Origin of the sequence: Niastella vici, assembly GCF_002077945.1 — a bacterium.
GTDB classification, from domain to species: Bacteria; Bacteroidota; Bacteroidia; order Chitinophagales; family Chitinophagaceae; genus Niastella; species Niastella vici.
In genome coordinates, this window is record NZ_LVYD01000058.1 from 678,902 (window position 1) to 696,487 (window position 17,586).

The following is a 17,586-nucleotide window of genomic DNA, read 5'->3' on the forward strand; positions in this document are numbered from 1 at the left end:
CGGCGGAAAGTCGAAGGGTAATTCAATATCCGCCATTATCAACCTATATTTTTTGTGCTGCCATCGTAATAGATAACGCTGCCGTCTTGAATAGGACGGCAGATTATTAAATTAAAACCAGCTTCACGATTATGATCATTAGCAGTTTCCCGGTTTCCCGGCTGGCAAAACAGTTCGTTTCATTGTCAGGCCTTTCCCTCCTTGTGTTCCTTACTATAACAACTGCAAAGGCACAGGAGCAACAAATTCATCCCCAATCAACCCAATACGAGTGGCCTGCCGATCCGGCTGTAAAAGAAAAGCTGGAACACTGGCGCGATCAGAAATTCGGTATGATCATTCACTGGGGACTGTACGCCGTGCCTGGTATGATTGAGTCCTGGGCGCTGTGTTCTGAAGATTGGATCACCCGCGACAGCACCAGCAATTATGATGATTTTAAAAAATGGTATTGGGGACTGAACAAGGATTTTAATCCCGTAAAGTTCAACCCCGACCAATGGGCGCAGGCAGCAAAAGATGCCGGCATGCGTTACCTGGTATTCACCACCAAGCACCACGATGGCTTTTGTATGTTCGATACAAAAGAAACAGATTTCAAGATCACCAATGGGCCTTTTGCCAGTAATCCCAAAGCCAATGTTGCCAAATACGTATTCGATGCGTTTCGCCGGCAGGGATTCATGATCGGCGCCTATTTTTCAAAACCCGACTGGCATTGCCCCTATTATTGGTGGCCTATGTATGCCACGCCCGATCGTAACAATAATTACGACATTCGCAAACATCCCTGGCGTTGGAACAAGTTTAAGGAATATACGTATAACCAGATCAGTGAGCTGATGCATGATTACGGTTCTATGGACATCCTGTGGCTCGACGGCGGCTGGGTGCGGCCATTGGAAACAGTAACCGAGGAAGTAAAGAACTGGGGCGCCAATATACCCGCCTGGAGCCAGGATATCAATATACCTTCCATCGCCAAAATGGCCCGCGAGGCGCAACCCGGTCTGTTGATCGTTGACCGCACCGTGCATGGCCCGTATGAAAATTACCAAACACCCGAACAACGGGTGCCCGATAAACAACTCGATCATCCCTGGGAAAGCTGCATTACCCTTGGCGACAGTTGGGGATATGTGCCCTCCGATAAATTAAAAACACCGGCAAAAGTCATTCATCAATTAATTGAAGTGGTAGCCAAAGGCGGCAGCCTGTTGTTAGGCGTTGGTCCCAAACCCGATGGTACCATCGATTCGCCGGTGGTGCAACGCCTGGCCGAGATCGGCAGCTGGTTAAAAGCAAACGGCGCGGCCATTTATAACACGCGTCCAATTCAGGGCTATCAAAGCGGCAACGTGTATTTCACGCAATCAAATAAAGGAAAGGAAGTGTATGCATTGGCTTTGTTAGCCGAGAACAGTCCCGTGCCGGCAACCGTTGAATGGTCGATCAATACACCGCCCAAAGGAGCAAAGATGAAATTGCTGTCGACCGGCGCCAATGTAAAGTATGTGGTTAAGGGAGAGAAAGTAATAGTGACAATACCGCCCGCCGTGCAGAAATTAAAAGGCTATCCGGCGCTGGCATTTGAATTTATAGTAGCCGCCGATTAAAGCACTTAATAAATATACGATCAGCAGCGAATATGAAATGCCCGTGACAAAATCTTCATTATTATCCCCTGGGTTATGAAAATTTTGTCATGGGGTATTTCATCTGGCCAAAAAATAAAATAAATAATCTCAGATGAATATTAGAAATGGGTTTAGTAAAATAGTAATGGGATCGCTTGTTATTATTGGTTATTTGCCGGTTTCAGGCCAAAAGGTAGAACCGCCTGCGCCCGTTGGGCCGGTGCCATCGCCTGCACAGCTGGCCTGGCAGCAGATGGAGACCAATGCATTTGTTCATTTTACCGTTAATACATTTACCGACCGCGAATGGGGCATGGGCAGTGAGAGTGAGCAATTGTTTAATCCCCAGGGCGCCGATGCCATGCAATGGGCGCGCGTGTTGAAAGAGACCGGTTTCAAACAAATGATCCTCACCTGTAAGCACCACGATGGATTTTGTTTGTGGCCAACGAAATACACTGAACATTCTATAAAGAACAGTCCGTATAAAAATGGCAAAGGCGATCTTGTAAAAGAAGCTTCCGATGCCTGTAAAAAATATGGGTTGAAGTTTGGCGTATACCTTTCGCCGTGGGACCGCAACCGCGCCGATTATGGAACACCTGAGTACATTACTTATTACAGAAATCAGTTAAAGGAGCTGTTCACTAATTACGGACCGGTTACCGAAATGTGGTTCGATGGCGCCAATGGTGGTGATGGCTATTATGGCGGTGCAAACGAGAAAAGGAAAATTGATGGCAGAACCTATTACGATTGGCCCACTACGCTCGATATGGTAAGGCAAATGCAACCCAATGTTATATTCTTCAGCGATGCCGGGCCCGGTGTACGCTGGGTAGGTAATGAAAGAGGTATGGCCGGTGAAACCAACTGGAACACCATATCGCCAGATACCCTCTATGCCGGAAAAGCAGGCATTGAAGAACTCCTGAACCAGGGTTCAGAAGATGGAACAAAATGGATCCCCGCAGAAGTAGATGTATCTATCAGGCCCGGTTGGTTCTATCATAAAAAAGAAGATTCACTGGTGAAAACGCCCCAGCAGTTGTTTGATATTTACCTTACTTCTGTTGGCCGTGGTTCCGTATTGTTATTAAATGTACCACCCGACCGGCGCGGTCTTTTTCACGAGAACGACATCAAGTCGCTGTATGGGTTTCGCGCCCTGCTGAACCGCGAGCTTGGTAAGAACAAGGCGCAGGGAGCAAGCGTAACAGCCAGCAATTACCGCGGTAAGGCAGCTTCCTATGCCGGGGGCAATGTTACCGATAACAGCAACGAAACCTATTGGGCAACCGATGATAATGTACCAACAGGTTCGGTTGAAATAAACCTCGGCAAAATGCAAACCATCAAGTATGTGATGCTGCAGGAATATATTAAGCTGGGCCAGCGCGTAAAAACATTTACGGTAGAAGTATGGAATAATGAAGGCTGGCAACAGGTGGCCGCAGGTACTACCATCGGGTATAAACGCATTTTGAAACTGGCGCCCGTAAAGGCAGGTAAGGTGCGCATCAATATCACCGCTTCCAAAGCCTGTCCGGTAATTTCAAATATCGCAGTGTATTAATAAGGTTTAAAGACCCTGAGCGAAGTCGAAGGGGCCAGCCATAAAGCGTTGAGCGAAGTCGAAATACGAACTTATCTAATGACATTGAAAATAAAAATCGTAGTTGAATATTATGAGATTATTTTGGCGTCGTGGCCCGGTTAACTGGAAAAGAATTTTATTACTTTGTTTAGCAGGTGCGTTGCTGGCCGGCACTACCATGGCGCAAACCGCGCATACATTTGAAGTAAAGGGCTCACAATTTTTATACGATAATAAACCCGTACAGATCCATTCGGGTGAAATGCATTATGCCCGTATACCGGCGCCATACTGGCGGCACCGGTTAAAAATGATGAAGGCAATGGGCCTGAACACGGTGGCCACCTATGTGTTCTGGAATTTTCACAACCCGGCGCCGGGCGTATGGGACTTCAGTACCGGTAGCCACAACCTGGCCGAATTTCTTCGCATCGCCAAAGAGGAAGAGCTGTTCGTGATCCTGCGCCCCGGTCCGTATGCATGTGCCGAATGGGAATTTGGAGGCTATCCCTGGTGGTTATTAAAAGATAGCAACCTTGTCATCAGGGCGTACAACCAACCATTTTTAGATTCCTGCAAAGTATACATCAACAAACTGGCTGAGCAAACAAAGAATTTCCTGGTGAGTAAGGGCGGGCCCATCATTATGGTGCAGGTGGAAAATGAATTTGGTTCCTACGTTTCCCAACGTAAGGATATTCCACTGACCGAACACCGGAAATACAATGAAGCCATACACCAGTTATTGATCAATTCCGGTTTAACCGGTCCGTTCTTTACGTCAGATGGAAGCTGGTTGTTCGAAGGCGGCTCATTGCCCGGCATCTTGCCTGCGGCCAATGGGGAAGACAATGTGGAGAACCTGAAAAAACTGGTCGACAAATACCATAACAATGAAGGTCCTTACATGGTGGCGGAATATTATCCCGGCTGGTTATCACATTGGGGGGAACCCTTTCCCAATATTTCAACGCAACAGGTTACCCAGCAGGTAGAGAAATACCTGAAGAACGGCGTTCACTTTAATTTCTACATGGTGCATGGCGGCACCAATTTCGGCTTTACTTCCGGCGCCAATTACAACAAGGAACACGATATACAACCCGACCTTACCAGTTACGATTACGATGCGCCCATTACCGAAGCAGGCTGGGCATCGCCCAAATACCTGGCCGTGCGCGAGCTCATGAAGCAATATGTAAAATACCCGGTACCCGAAATACCCGCAAAGATGCCGGTGATCACCATGCCGCCCATTCAATTAAACAAGTCGATGGACCTGTTTGATTTGAAAAAGACAATACAGCCCGTGGTGGCCGACACACCACTGTCATTTGAAGCATTGAACCAGGGCCATGGGTATGTGCTGTACAGCAAACACTTCACCCAGCCCATACAGGGCACTTTACAAGTAAAGGGGTTGCGCGATTATGCAGTGGTATATGTTGATGGAAAGAAAGTAGCAATATTGAACCGGATGAATAAACAATATACGGCTACGATCGACATCCCTTTTAACAGCACGCTCGATATACTGGTTGAGAACATGGGCCGCATTAATTATGGCAGTGAAATTGTGAATAATACCAAGGGCATTATTTCACCCGTGCTCATCGATGAAAAAGAGATCACCGGAGGCTGGAATATGTATAAACTGCCATTTGATAAAATGCCGGTGGTGAAAACCGGTAAGGGAAAAGAAGGCCGGGCTGCGATTTACAGTGGCACATTTATGACACCAAAAACCGGCGATATGTTCCTCGATATGCGCAGCTGGGACAAAGGCATTGTATTTGTAAATGGTTACAACCTTGGCCGCTACTGGCAGGCGGGGCCGCAACAAACCCTGTATGTGCCCGGTTGCTGGTTGAAGAAAGGCGTGAACGAGATCGTGGTGTTTGAACAGTTGAACGAAGATATAAAACCGGTTATTTCCACCGTAATGAAACCGGTGTTAACGGAACTCAAGGGGCAATAATCAAAGGCAATAACAATCTACAATCGAAGTATGAATAAACGAATTCTGTTATCATTGAGTGTGGCTGTTGTTATGACTGCGCATGCACAGAACACACCTGTATTCCGCAACCCGCAGCAACCCATGGAGGCCAGGGTGAATGACCTGTTGCACCAGTTGACGCTGGAAGAAAAGATCTCCTTACTGGGCTACCGCAGCAAGGAAGTATCACGGCTGGGTATACCTGCTTATAACTGGTGGAACGAGGCGCTGCATGGCGTGGCCCGGGCCGGCGTAGCCACCGTGTTCCCACAGGCAATTGGCATGGCCGCTACGTTTAACGACGACCTGTTGTACCAGGCCGCCAATGTGATCTCAACCGAGGCCCGTGCCAAATACAATTTGTCAACAGGCGAAGGCAACCGCCTGCAGTATATGGGACTTACCTTCTGGTCGCCCAATATCAATATCTTCCGCGATCCACGCTGGGGGCGCGGACAGGAAACTTATGGTGAAGATCCCTTCCTGACCGCCCATATGGGAACGGCATTTATAAAAGGATTGCAGGGCAACGACAACCGGTACTTAAAAGCGTCGGCCTGCGCCAAACATTTTGCCGTGCACAGCGGTCCTGAGAATGGCCGTCATACCTTTAATGCAGTGGTCGATGAAAAAGACCTGCGCGAAACTTATCTCTATGCTTTTCATGCCCTGGTTGATGCCGGCGTTGAATCGGTGATGTGCGGTTACAACCGCGTGAACGACCAGCCATGTTGCACCGGTAATATTTTGTTACAGCAGATCCTGCGCAATGAATGGAAGTTCAAAGGACATGTAGTGACCGACTGTGGCGCGCTGGACGATATTTTTATGCGCCACAAAGTAATGGCTTCAGGGGTTGAAGTAGCGGCCGCCGCTATAAAAGCCGGGGTGAACCTCGATTGTTCCAGCATTTTGCAAAAAGATGTGATGAAGGCCATCGAGCAAAAACTGATCACAGAACAGGAAGTAGACAGTGCGCTGGCCGGCATTTTACGCACCCAGTTCAAACTGGGTTTTTATGACGAAGCCTCCGCAAATCCTTTTTATAAATATGGCGCCGACAGCGTTTCCAATGCCTGGCATACAACGCTGGCCCGCACAATGGCGCAACAAAGCATGGTGTTGTTGAAGAACGACAACCAGTTACTGCCCATCAATAAAAAGAAATTTCCACAGATCATGGTGTTGGGCACCAACTCAGCTTCTATGGATGCGTTGCTGGGCAACTATCATGGCGTGAGCAACCGCGCGGTAAGTTTCCTGGAAGGGATAACCAATGCCGTTGACGCCGGTACCCGGGTTGAATACGACCAGGGTAGCGATTATACCGATACCGTTCATTTTGGCGGTATTTGGGCGGCCGGTAATGCAGATATCACAGTAGCTGTAATTGGATTGACCCCGGTATATGAAGGCGAGGAAGGCGATGCATTCCTGGCAGCCAAGGGAGGCGACAAACCCGACATGAGCCTGCCCGCTTCACACATCGCATTTATGAAAGCCCTGCGCAAAGCGAATAAAAAACCGATCATTGCCGTGGTAACAGCCGGCGGTGCGGTGGATATTTCTGCCATTGAGCCCTATGCCGATGCCATCATTCTGGCCTGGTATCCCGGTGAACAGGGCGGCAATGCCCTGGCCGATATTCTCTTCGGCCGCGTATCGCCGGCAGGCCGCTTACCGGTTACTTTTTACCAGTCCTTTGCCGATGTACCGGCATACGACATTTACGCCATGAAGGGCAGAACTTACCGGTACTTTAATGGCAAGGTGCAATATCCGTTCGGGTATGGGTTAAGCTATACTTCTTTTGCCTATGAGTGGCAGAAAATGCCAGCGGCCATCCGCACGGTGAAAGACAGCATTAACTGCACCATAAAGGTGAAGAACACGGGTGCTATGGATGGCGATGAAGTGGTGCAGGTGTATGTAGAGTATCCGCCGGTTGACCGCATGCCGCTGAAAGAATTAAAAGCCTTCAAACGCGTGCATGTAAAGGCGGGTGGGGAAGCTGAAGTGCAAATAAGCATTCCGGCAACAGACCTGCAGAAATGGGACCTTGCCACCCGTAGCTGGAAATTATATCCGGGCAACTATACTATTTTTGCCGGCGGTAATTCTGCCGATAAGAAGATCACGGCAACAATAAAAGCCGAAGTAAGAAATAGGAAGTAAGAAGTAGGAGGTGCCCGAATTTCCGGCCTCATACTTCTTACTTCATACCTCCTGCTTCATAAAGCTATGACCAATAAAGGAATTATAATATGAGAAAACTAATTTGGCTAATCTTACTTGCAGGTCATGTAACGCTGGCTCAGGACCGGTACGAATTGAACAGTGGCTGGGTATGTGCCGCCATCGGTTCACTGAAGGCAACCGGTGAAAAAATATCTGAGGCCTCGTATTCAACCAAAGGCTGGATGCCAGCCACCGTTCCCGGCACGGTATTAACTACCCTGCTCAATAATAAAAAAGTGCCCGATCCTTTTTACGGCATGAACAATGAAAAGATCCCCGACATCTATAAAACCGGCCGCGATCATTATACTTATTGGTTTGTAAAGGATTTTACCGAAAAGGCGCCGGCCGGCAACCAACAGGTATGGCTACACTTCAGAGGCGTTAATTACAGTTGTGATGTTTTTTTAAATGGAAAGAAAGTGAACAGCGCCCGGCATTACGGCATGTTCTTACGGCAAACCTATAATATTACCAAATTGCTGAACAGCAATGGCGCCAACCGGTTGGCAGTGGTCGTGTACCCCATTGATCCCGTTGGTAATCCCAATGGCGGCCAGGGTGGTGATGGTACCATTGCCCGCAACGTATCGCATCAGTATGTAGCGGGGTGGGACTGGATACAACCTATACGTGACCGCAATACGGGTATCTGGGATAAAGTAACTATTGAAAGAACCGGTTCTATAAATATTAAGAACCCGCATGTGATCACCAAAGTGCCCGGTGTTCGCGAACCAAAGGGCCCGCAGGAGCCGGCGCAGATCATTGCCAGCGCCGAACTGGAAAACCCTACTGCGGCAAAGATCGAAGGCGTTTTACAATATCAGCTCGATGGGCAAACGGTAAAACAACCTGTTACTATTGAACCCGGCACGGTGAAAGAAGTGACGTTGCCGGCGTATCAGCTCAACAATCCAAAATTGTGGTGGCCCAGTGGTTATGGCCCGCAAAACTTATATGCGGTGCGTTTTCAGTTTTTACAGGACGGGCAAACGGTAACCGATGAAGAAACCGTGACCACCGGTGTACGCGAAATTCAAACCACCTGGAACACCACCACCCGCAGCAAACAGGTTGCGGTGAACGGACAAAAAATATTCATCAAAGGCGGTAACTGGATCATTTCCGATGCCATGCTCCGTTTCTCTGACCAGCGCTATGATGCAGAGATCAGGTATCATCACGATATGAACCTGAACCTCATTCGCGTGTGGGGTGGGGCGCTCATTGAGCGGCCTGAGTTTTACAATGCCTGCGATAAATATGGCCTGCTGGTGATGCAGGATTTCTGGATGTCGGGCGACTGCAATGGCCGTTGGGTAGACCCGATGAAATCCGAAGATCAATGGACACGCCGGAAATACCCCAACGATCATACGCTGTTCCTGCAATCGGTGACCGACCAGGTGAAACTGGTACGTAACCATGCCTCCCTGGCTATCTGGTGTGGTGGTAACGAGATCACACCGCCCGAAGATATTCTGAGGCCCATGAAAGATTCTATTTTACCGGCATTGGATGGAACCCGCTGGTTTGTCGATTATTCAAACAGCGATGAAATGTCGTACAATGCGCTCGGCGGAAATGGCGATGGCCCCTATGGAATACAAGACCCCACGCATTTCTGGGAGCACCGCACTTTCCCTTTCAATTCAGAAGTAGGCTCGGTAGGCGTTGGCGATTATGAATCGTTGCGGCGGTTCGTACCACAGTTGAATATGCAGTTCCCGCAATATAAATTGAAGAAGGTTGATTCTGTTTGGGAATATCATAAATACATTGGGTATGATCAATACCTTGACCCCTATGGTGAACCAAAAGATATAGCCGACTTTACAAGGAAAGCACAGGTGGTGAATTATGAGCAGTATCGCGCCCTGGCCGAAGGGTTCAGTAACCGCATGTGGGACTGGTATACCGGTTTCATCATCTGGAAAACACAAAATCCCTGGACGGCCCTGCGCGGACAGATGTATGATTATTATCTCGATCCCAATGCCTGTTTGTTTGGGTTGCGCAATGGCAGCGAGCCGGTGCATGTAATGTGCAACCCCACCGATGGCATGGTCACTATTGTGAACAATACATTTGAGGAACAGCGCAACCTGATGCTGGTAGTGCGTTTTTATGACCACAGTGGAAAAGACAGTTTTGTTACCCAGGTATTGACCTATATAGAACCATCTTCGGTAAAACGTATTCTGTCAGTAAAAGAATTAATGACCAGCCTGGCAAAGAGCAAGGGCATATTCCTGTCGTTGCAATTGCTCGATGATAAAAAGCAGGTGGTCAGCGATAATTTATACTGCATACCCGATGAGCTCGGTATCCATTCCGGTTTGCAGGGCCTGGGTCATGCCGGGTTAAAAGTAAAAGCAAACTCCCTGGGCAAAGGAAAAATTGAAGTAACGCTGACCAACGGCGTAACTGAGCCGGTTGCATTTTTTAACCGGGTAACCCTGTTAGATGCGAATAAGAAAGAACGCGTGTTGCCGGTATTTTACAGCGACAACTATTTCTCCCTGTTACCAGGCAGTGAAAAGAAGATCGTTGTGGAATATGATAATGCTAATGCGGTTCTAATTTCAGTAGAAGGATGGAACGTATCGCCGCAGGAGGTGAAGGTGCAATAGTTGGTTTCAACTTTTTAACGATAATACAAGGTGGGTCAAAGCGGCTCACCTTGTTTATTTATACGGATATTTATTATTTTACAACCATTCGGTAATTATAAACATCAAATCTAATATGAGTGCTCGGTGGACTGTTATATTATTTCTCCTGGTTCAACCCGGTATGCAAAGCATTGCCCGGCAAAAGAATTCAATAGGGATACAGCTGGTTGATGTTAAGCCCGGTACTTTTAACATGGGATCGAACCGGGGAAATGAAGATGCCGATGAAAGCCCGGTGCATGCAGTTACCATTTCTACCGGTTTTAAGATGTCGGCCACCGAGATCACCAACAAACAATATGAAGCATTTGATCCCGCGCACAGCAAATTGCGCGGGCAGCATGGGTTCTCTTTAAAAGATGATGAAGCAGTTGTTTTTGTAAGCTATGAAGAAGCCGTTGCCTTTTGCGCCTGGTTATCGCGTAAGGAAAGAAAACCCTACCGGCTGCCAACAGAAGCCGAATGGGAGTATGCCTGCCGCGCCGGTTCTGCCACCGACTATAATACCGGTAATGAATTGCCGGCAGCCTATCAAAAATTACAACATACCAACCGCACGCCGGTACCGGTTTCCCTGCAGGTGGCCCAAACCCCGCCGAATGCCTGGGGCTTATATGATATGCATGGCAATGTAGAAGAATGGTGCAGCGACTGGTATGGAGCGTACACCGCCGGTGCGCAAATAGATCCGGTGGGCAGAAAGACAGGGATGAGCCGGGTAACACGAGGCGGCAGTCATAATACGCCGGTGAAATACCTGCGTTCGGCTAACCGGCAGGGTATGTTGCCCGAAGACAAACACTGGCTTACCGGTTTTAGAATAGTGCAGGGCGCGCTGCCTGCAACCAAAGCAATAGCAGCAGAACCATTGCCGGCCAACAGCCAGGCGGTATCGCAACAAAAATATCTTTGGAAAAAAGTAACAGAGCCCTTCTTCGATGCACCGGTCGTATATGTGGTAAAACCCGATAGCAGCGCCGGTATCCCATTCTACAAACACAATCATTGTCCGGCCATAACCTGGTGTCCCAATGGCGATCTGCTGGCTGCCTGGTTCAGTACCAATGCCGAGAATGGCCGTGAAATGGTGATACTGGCCAGCCGCCTGCGCGCCGGTAAAAAGAGTTGGGATACAGCCTCTTTATTTTTTGCAGTACCCGACCGTAACACAACCGGCACTTCTTTATTATATGATCAAAAGGGAATGTTGTACCACATAAACGGACTGGAAGTTGCCGGCGACTGGCAGAACCTGGCCATGGTAATGCGCACCAGTACCAATAATGGCGCTACCTGGTCGAAACCGGAGTTGATAGCACGGGAGCATACCAAACGCCACCAGGTAATTGCCGGTTCACTCATCACAAAGGAAGGCTGGCTGGTACAATTATGTGATGCCGATCCTGGTCCGCGCGGCGGAACCGCTATGCATATCAGCAAAGACAAAGGCGCGCACTGGACAACTCCTTATAATTTACCAATAACACCATTATTCAAAGAGAATAGTATGGGTGGGCTTATTGCGGGTATTCATGCCAGTGTGGTGCAGTTGAACGACGGCCGTTTACTGGCCCTGGGCCGCAACGATAATATTAAAACAGACAGTGTAACTGAAAGAATGCCCATGAGTATTTCGAACGACGGCGGCGCCACCTGGCAATACGAAGCTTCTGTTTTTCCACCTATCAACAGCGGGCAGCGCCTGGTTTTACGCCGCCTGAATGAAGGCCCGTTGTTATTGATCTCTTTTACCCACACACCTGGTAAACCAGGCACAGAAGGGATGGACTTCACCAAACCCAATGGCGAAGTATTCAAAGGAAATGGCATGTATGCCGCACTTTCATTTGATGAAGGAAAAACCTGGCCGGTAAAAAAGCTGCTCACCGATGGCACGATCCGCCAGCTTAATGGCGGTGCCTGGACGGGGCTCTTCACCATGGATGCTGCCCATGCAGAACCCAAAGGATACCTGGCTGCCACACAAACCCCCGACAATGTGATCCATCTTATTAGCAGTAACCTGTATTATCGCTTCAATTTAGCCTGGCTGGAAAAATAGTAGTTACCGGTTGCCAGTTTCCGGTTGCCGGGTAAAAAATTTGGAGAGCCCGACTGGTTGTTGGAGTGATCAAAATTCAAGCCCCAGAAACCGGCGCCCGGTAACTGGTAACTAAAATTAAGCATGCTAAAATTTTTCAGCAAAGTAGGAAAACAGAAATCCCCTACCCGTTATTACTAACGGTAACAATATGTAGTGTCGAAACATCTCCTGATTGTAATCATGTTTTTTGGAAATTTATTAAGTTGGTGTAAATTTTTAAAAAGTAATTGGGGCATAAAAAACAATTGTTAATTCTTTATTACAAAATGGTATTTGCCTACACTATACTATGCAGCCATGTATAAGAAAAATTATGCATGGGGATAGATGTACCATAACGCACTGTTAAAAAAGAACGGATAACCAGAACTAAAACATAACTCTTCACGAACCCTAAGGAAAGGGTATTAACACCAATAGGGAGCTTTTACAAAATGATTGCGGTCTGTAAAAAGACGGCCAGCTATTGGTATGTCATTTTGTTACCGACCTTCTTTTGGAGTTATTTAATCATCATAAAACCATCGCTAATGAGACATGTTCGCCTGCTAATTGCATTCATTCTACTGCATTCAGCAATACTGGCCCAAACCCGACAAATATCAGGGTCTGTCAAGGACAAAGCCGGTACCGGGATTCCCTCAGTTACAGTTAAAGTAAAAGGAAAAAACATTGAGACCATGACCGATATGGGCGGTGTTTTCAAATTAGAGGTGCCAGCGGGTAAATTACAGCTCGTAGCATCCTCCATTGGTTTTAGCGAAACAACGATTGACGTAGGCGCCAATGAAAGCAACGTATCTATTACAATGGGCGAATCGAGTGGGCAGCAACTGGGAGAGGTGATTGTGACCGCATTAGGTATTTCGAAAGAAGCCCGTAAAGTGGGTTACTCTGTGGCCACCGTTGCCGGTGACCAGTTGAACCAGGCCCGCGAAACGAATGTAGCCAATTCATTAAGCGGCCGGGTGGCCGGCTTAAAAGTGACCGGTACCAATGGTGGACCGGGTGGAACTGTAAAAGTATTATTACGCGGTGTGCCAAGCATGGGCAGCTCGGGCTCGCCGCTTTTTGTTATTAACGGGGTACCGATGGATAATACCCAACGCGGCGCTTCCGGCGAATGGGGCGGTTCCGATAACGGAGATGGTATCGGGAACATCAATCCTGATGATATTGAGACTATGACCGTATTAAAAGGTCAGGCAGCATCTGCGCTGTATGGTTCAAGAGCTTCCAACGGGGTGATCCTCATCACCACCAAATCGGGCAAAAAAGGCGATTTCTCTGTTGACTATAATATGAACTATATGGTTGACAAGGCCATTGACTATACCGATTTTCAGTATGATTATGGTCAGGGAACCGGCGGTTTAAAACCTGCTACTGCAGCAGGTGCACAGGCAACGGGCCGGTTAAGCTGGGGCGCCAAGCTCGATGGGTCGCAGGTGATCCAGTTCGATGGCAATACCTATGCTTATTCAGCGCATAAAGACAATATCAAACATTTCTATCGCAGCGGTCCTTCCTTTACCAATACCGTTTCAGTGTCAAAAGGTGGCGAAAACGGTGCTTTCCGCCTGTCTTTATCGAACCTCGATAACCAATCGATCGTTCGCAACAGCGGGCTCAACAGAAAGACCATCAACCTCAATATTGAGCAGAACATTACCAGTAAGCTGTTGGTAAAAATGATGGCCAACTACATTGACGAAAAATCAACCAACCGGCCGCAGTTGAGCGATGGCCCGTTGAATCCCAATAACGGCATGTTCCTCGCTACCAACATTGATGAGAACATCCTGAAACCAGGCTTTAACCCCACAACCGGCGCCGAGGTGCAGTTCAGCGATGATGAATATGTTAGCAATCCCTGGTTTGTGGTGAACAAGTATGTAAACAACCTGAGCCGTAAACGGTTTATCACTTCAACGGCCGTAAGGTACAATTTCGCCAAATGGTTGTATGCACAGGGACGCGTTGGATATGATATTTTCCACGACCGTACATTTAAGGTAACACCCTGGGGAACGGCTTATTCAACCAACAAGGCTGGTGGTTTAGACGAACTGTCGACAAGAGAACGGTTTGAATTGAACGTGGATGGATTGATCGGCGCTACGCATAAATTAGCAGAAGACTTTAATGTAGACGTGGCTGTGGGCGCCAACCTGCGCAAGAACCAGACGGAGTACGTAAAGATCGGCGGTGGACCGTTCATTCTGCCTTACCAGTACAGTTTTAATAATGTGCAGAACTTCAACCGCGATTATCAATTTCAAAAGACAGAAGTACATTCTGCCTACTATACCCTTGATCTGGCTTACAAGAATTTCCTTACCATTGGAACTACCGGCCGGTACGATACTTATTCAAGCCTTCCGAAGAATAACAACGGCATTTTTGTGCCATCTGTATCAGCCAGTTTGATCTTTTCTGAATTAACGCATATCAAGAACCTTGATTTTGGTAAACTCAGGGCCTCTTATGCAGTTACCAGTGGTGAGGTTTCCTCGCCTTACCAAACCAATGTATATTATTCACTTGGCAACAATTTCAACAATGTACCTATTGGCCAGTTCAACACCTCCTTACCGAGCGGTTTGCTGAAGCCATTTACAACCTCCGAATTTGAAATTGGTACCGAACTGCGTATGCTGGGCAATCGCCTGAATGTAGACGTTGCCTACTACACAAAGAAAACAAGGCACGAGATCATGAACGCTTCCTTCGGTATTGCTACCGGTTTTACCAGTGGTTTCATTCCCAACGGTTCAACCCAGAACAAAGGATTGGAATTAATGATCAGCGGACAACCGGTAAAAACCAAAGACTTTACCTGGACGGCAACGCTCAATTTCACCAATATCAAGAACAAAGTGTTGCAAACAGATGCTGGCAATGGCCACGTAAACCTGGGTCAGGACCGTGCCACCCTGGGTAATGCTATTACCAGTTTTATCCCGGGAATGTCGGGCCCGCAGATCCTGGCATATGATTACAAACGCAGCTCAAAAGGCGAGATCGTGGTTGATGCATCAGGCTATCCCTTACGCGGCGATAGTTTACTTGCCTGGGGTAGTGTAATGCCTAAAAATTATGGGGGCCTCAACAATGAATTCACCTACAAAAACCTTAGCTTATCGTTCCTGATCGATTATAACTATGGCAACAAGATCCTGAGCGCTACCAGCTATTATTCCATATATCGTGGTTTGAACAAGATGACCCTCGAAGGCCGCGATGGCATCACAAAAGGGGTTACTGAAGCTGGAACAACCAACACAGTGAAAGCCGATGCACAGGGCTATTACCAGGCGCTGGCGCAACGGGTAACTTCAACAAGTATACTCGATGGCGATTTCATTAAACTACGCCAGGTACAATTAAGCTATAACGTACCATCGTCGGCTGTGAGCAAACTCGTGATCTTTAGTTCGGCACAGGTTTCATTTGTGGCCCGCAACCTGGCTACGCTCATGAAGAAGAGCAAAAACATTGATCCCGAAAGCCAGTTCGGTTCTAATGTGAACTATTTTGGTATTGAAGGTACCAGCCTGCCTTCCACCCGCACATATGGCGTAAACGTGAACCTGAAATTTAAAAAATAGGGAAGGAACGCAAGAGCAATTATTTAAACATTAAAAATTCCGCAATGAAAAGATCATTTTTATATACAGGTTTGGTGGTGTCTGCGCTGGTAACGGGGTGTACAAAAGATTTTGAAGAAATAAATACCGACCCAACCCAGGTAGCGCCCTCCAATTTCAATTCCGATTATTTCCTGTCGGGCAGCCAATATAATTATATCAATGGCATTACCGGTTATAATGGCGCTATCCTGTTCCAGAGTGGTTGGGTACAAACATTTGCATCCACTACGTCGGGCGCAGCCAACTATTATAGTAATATGGATAAGTATGTGTCATCGGGCAATACCAATGACTATGCAGGCCGTGGCTTCGACCTGGGTTATAAAAGTGCCCGGTTGTCGCAGGAGATCATAAAGAATTATGGGTCCAATGCCGATAAGGTAAACATAGTAAGCGCTGCCACCGTAATGAAAGTGCTGGCCCTGCATTACGTTACCGACCTGTATGGCGATATTCCTTATTCCCAGTCTTTACAGGCTGCTACCGGCGTTACAAGGCCGGCATATGATAAACAACAGGATGTATATAACTCTATGTTAAGCGACCTGGATGCAGCTTTGTCGAAATTCGATGCGTCAAAAGCAAAACCGGGCGCCGACCTGTTCCCCTACGCCGGCGATGTGGGCAAATGGAAAAGGTTCGGATACTCATTGATGCTGCGCATTGCCATGCGGTTAACAAAAGCCGATTTAGCTACTGCACAGAAGTATGCCGAAAAAGCAGCGGCAGGTGGCACCCTGGCTTCGGTTTCAGAAGATGCTTATATAAAAGGCGATAATACAAATGGCTACCGCAGTGAAAATTCACGCTCGCTTACCACAGCAGCCGATTTTTACCAGGTAAAATGGAGCAAAACGCTGATTGATTATCTGAAAGCAACAACCGATCCCCGGGTAAGCATCATTGCTGAATTGCCTCCGGCCGGGCTTTCTGCCGCTTCGGATCCTACATCCACAGCAGCCGGTGATAATACCTTTGCCAAACAACTGGGATTACCCAATGGATGGGACCTCAATGGCGGTTCAACCGATATCAGCAAAGCGCCCGGTTATCCTGGTGCATCTGGTAGTGGCACTAATGCTGACCCCATTGGTTTGTATTCACGGCCACGCACAGCTGTTTATGACGACCTCAACAGTCCTCAATTTGTATTGACCTATGCCGAGTCGGAATTGTTACTGGCCGAAGCAAAAGTAAGAGGCTGGAACGTAGGTGCTACCACCGCTGCTGCGCATTATGCCAATGGCGTGTCGGCCGCATTACAATCTTTATCGGCCTTTGGTTCTGCAGCTACCATCAGCGCTACAACCGCCAATGCCTATGCTGCGGCCAACCCGTTGAATGTTACTACTATGGCTGCATCATTAAAACAGATTAACGAACAATACTGGGCAACCACAGGTATACTGCTGAATTTTGTAGAAGCATGGAACAACTGGAAGCGGTCGGGTTATCCGGTGCTCACAGCCGTTAACTATGCCGGTAACTTTTCAGGCGGTGTAATTCCCAGAAGACAGGTATACCCAACAACTGAACCCAGCGGCAACCCGGCTGGTTATAAATCAGCCGTAAGCAACCTGACGGCCGGCGACAACTGGAATTCAAAGATGTGGTGGGATAAATAGAGTTTGTTGAAAAGTTTATAAGTTTATTATGGCGTGTCATGGTGAACAACTGTGG

General features: G+C 47.7%; 9 protein-coding genes. 8 read left to right on the forward strand and 1 reads right to left on the reverse strand.

Features of this window, described 5'->3' with window-relative positions:
* The first annotated feature begins 131 nt into the window (after window positions 1-131).
* The 6 genes from A3860_RS26640 (at window position 132) to A3860_RS26665 (ending at window position 12,211) form a co-directional block, all read left to right on the forward strand.
* A complete protein-coding gene (locus A3860_RS26640) occupies window positions 132-1,616 on the forward strand; it encodes an alpha-L-fucosidase (RefSeq protein ID WP_081151989.1) in 1,485 nt (494 codons plus the stop codon).
* Between the two features lie 133 nt (window positions 1,617-1,749).
* Window positions 1,750-3,213: an alpha-L-fucosidase gene (locus A3860_RS26645; protein ID WP_081151992.1), complete on the forward strand. Its 1,464-nt coding sequence runs from the start codon at window positions 1,750-1,752 to the stop codon at window positions 3,211-3,213.
* A 112-nt stretch (window positions 3,214-3,325) separates the two neighbouring features.
* Window positions 3,326-5,212, forward strand: coding sequence for a beta-galactosidase (locus A3860_RS26650; protein WP_081151995.1), 1,887 nt, complete (start codon window positions 3,326-3,328; stop codon window positions 5,210-5,212).
* A 30-nt stretch (window positions 5,213-5,242) separates the two neighbouring features.
* Window positions 5,243-7,408: a glycoside hydrolase family 3 N-terminal domain-containing protein gene (locus A3860_RS26655; RefSeq protein ID WP_081151998.1), complete on the forward strand. Its 2,166-nt coding sequence runs from the start codon at window positions 5,243-5,245 to the stop codon at window positions 7,406-7,408.
* Between the two features lie 89 nt (window positions 7,409-7,497).
* A complete protein-coding gene (locus tag A3860_RS26660) occupies window positions 7,498-10,107 on the forward strand; it encodes a glycoside hydrolase family 2 protein (RefSeq protein WP_081152001.1) in 2,610 nt (869 codons plus the stop codon).
* Between the two features lie 115 nt (window positions 10,108-10,222).
* Window positions 10,223-12,211: an SUMF1/EgtB/PvdO family nonheme iron enzyme gene (locus A3860_RS26665; protein WP_081152004.1), complete on the forward strand. Its 1,989-nt coding sequence runs from the start codon at window positions 10,223-10,225 to the stop codon at window positions 12,209-12,211.
* Here A3860_RS26665 and A3860_RS41715 read toward each other — a convergent pair.
* Window positions 12,178-12,336, reverse strand: coding sequence for a hypothetical protein (locus A3860_RS41715; RefSeq protein ID WP_216823507.1), 159 nt, complete (start codon window positions 12,334-12,336; stop codon window positions 12,178-12,180). The two genes, A3860_RS26665 and A3860_RS41715, sit on opposite strands and share 34 nt — an antisense overlap.
* 447 nt (window positions 12,337-12,783) lie before the next feature.
* Here A3860_RS41715 and A3860_RS26670 point away from each other — a divergent pair, with 447 nt between their 5' ends.
* Together A3860_RS26670 and A3860_RS26675 are read left to right on the forward strand one after the other, a co-directional pair.
* Window positions 12,784-15,864: a SusC/RagA family TonB-linked outer membrane protein gene (locus A3860_RS26670; protein WP_081152007.1), complete on the forward strand. Its 3,081-nt coding sequence runs from the start codon at window positions 12,784-12,786 to the stop codon at window positions 15,862-15,864.
* Between the two features lie 44 nt (window positions 15,865-15,908).
* Entirely contained in the window at window positions 15,909-17,531 is a 1,623-nt protein-coding gene (locus A3860_RS26675; protein WP_081152010.1) for a SusD/RagB family nutrient-binding outer membrane lipoprotein, read from the forward strand.
* The last annotated feature ends 55 nt before the right edge of the window (window positions 17,532-17,586 follow it).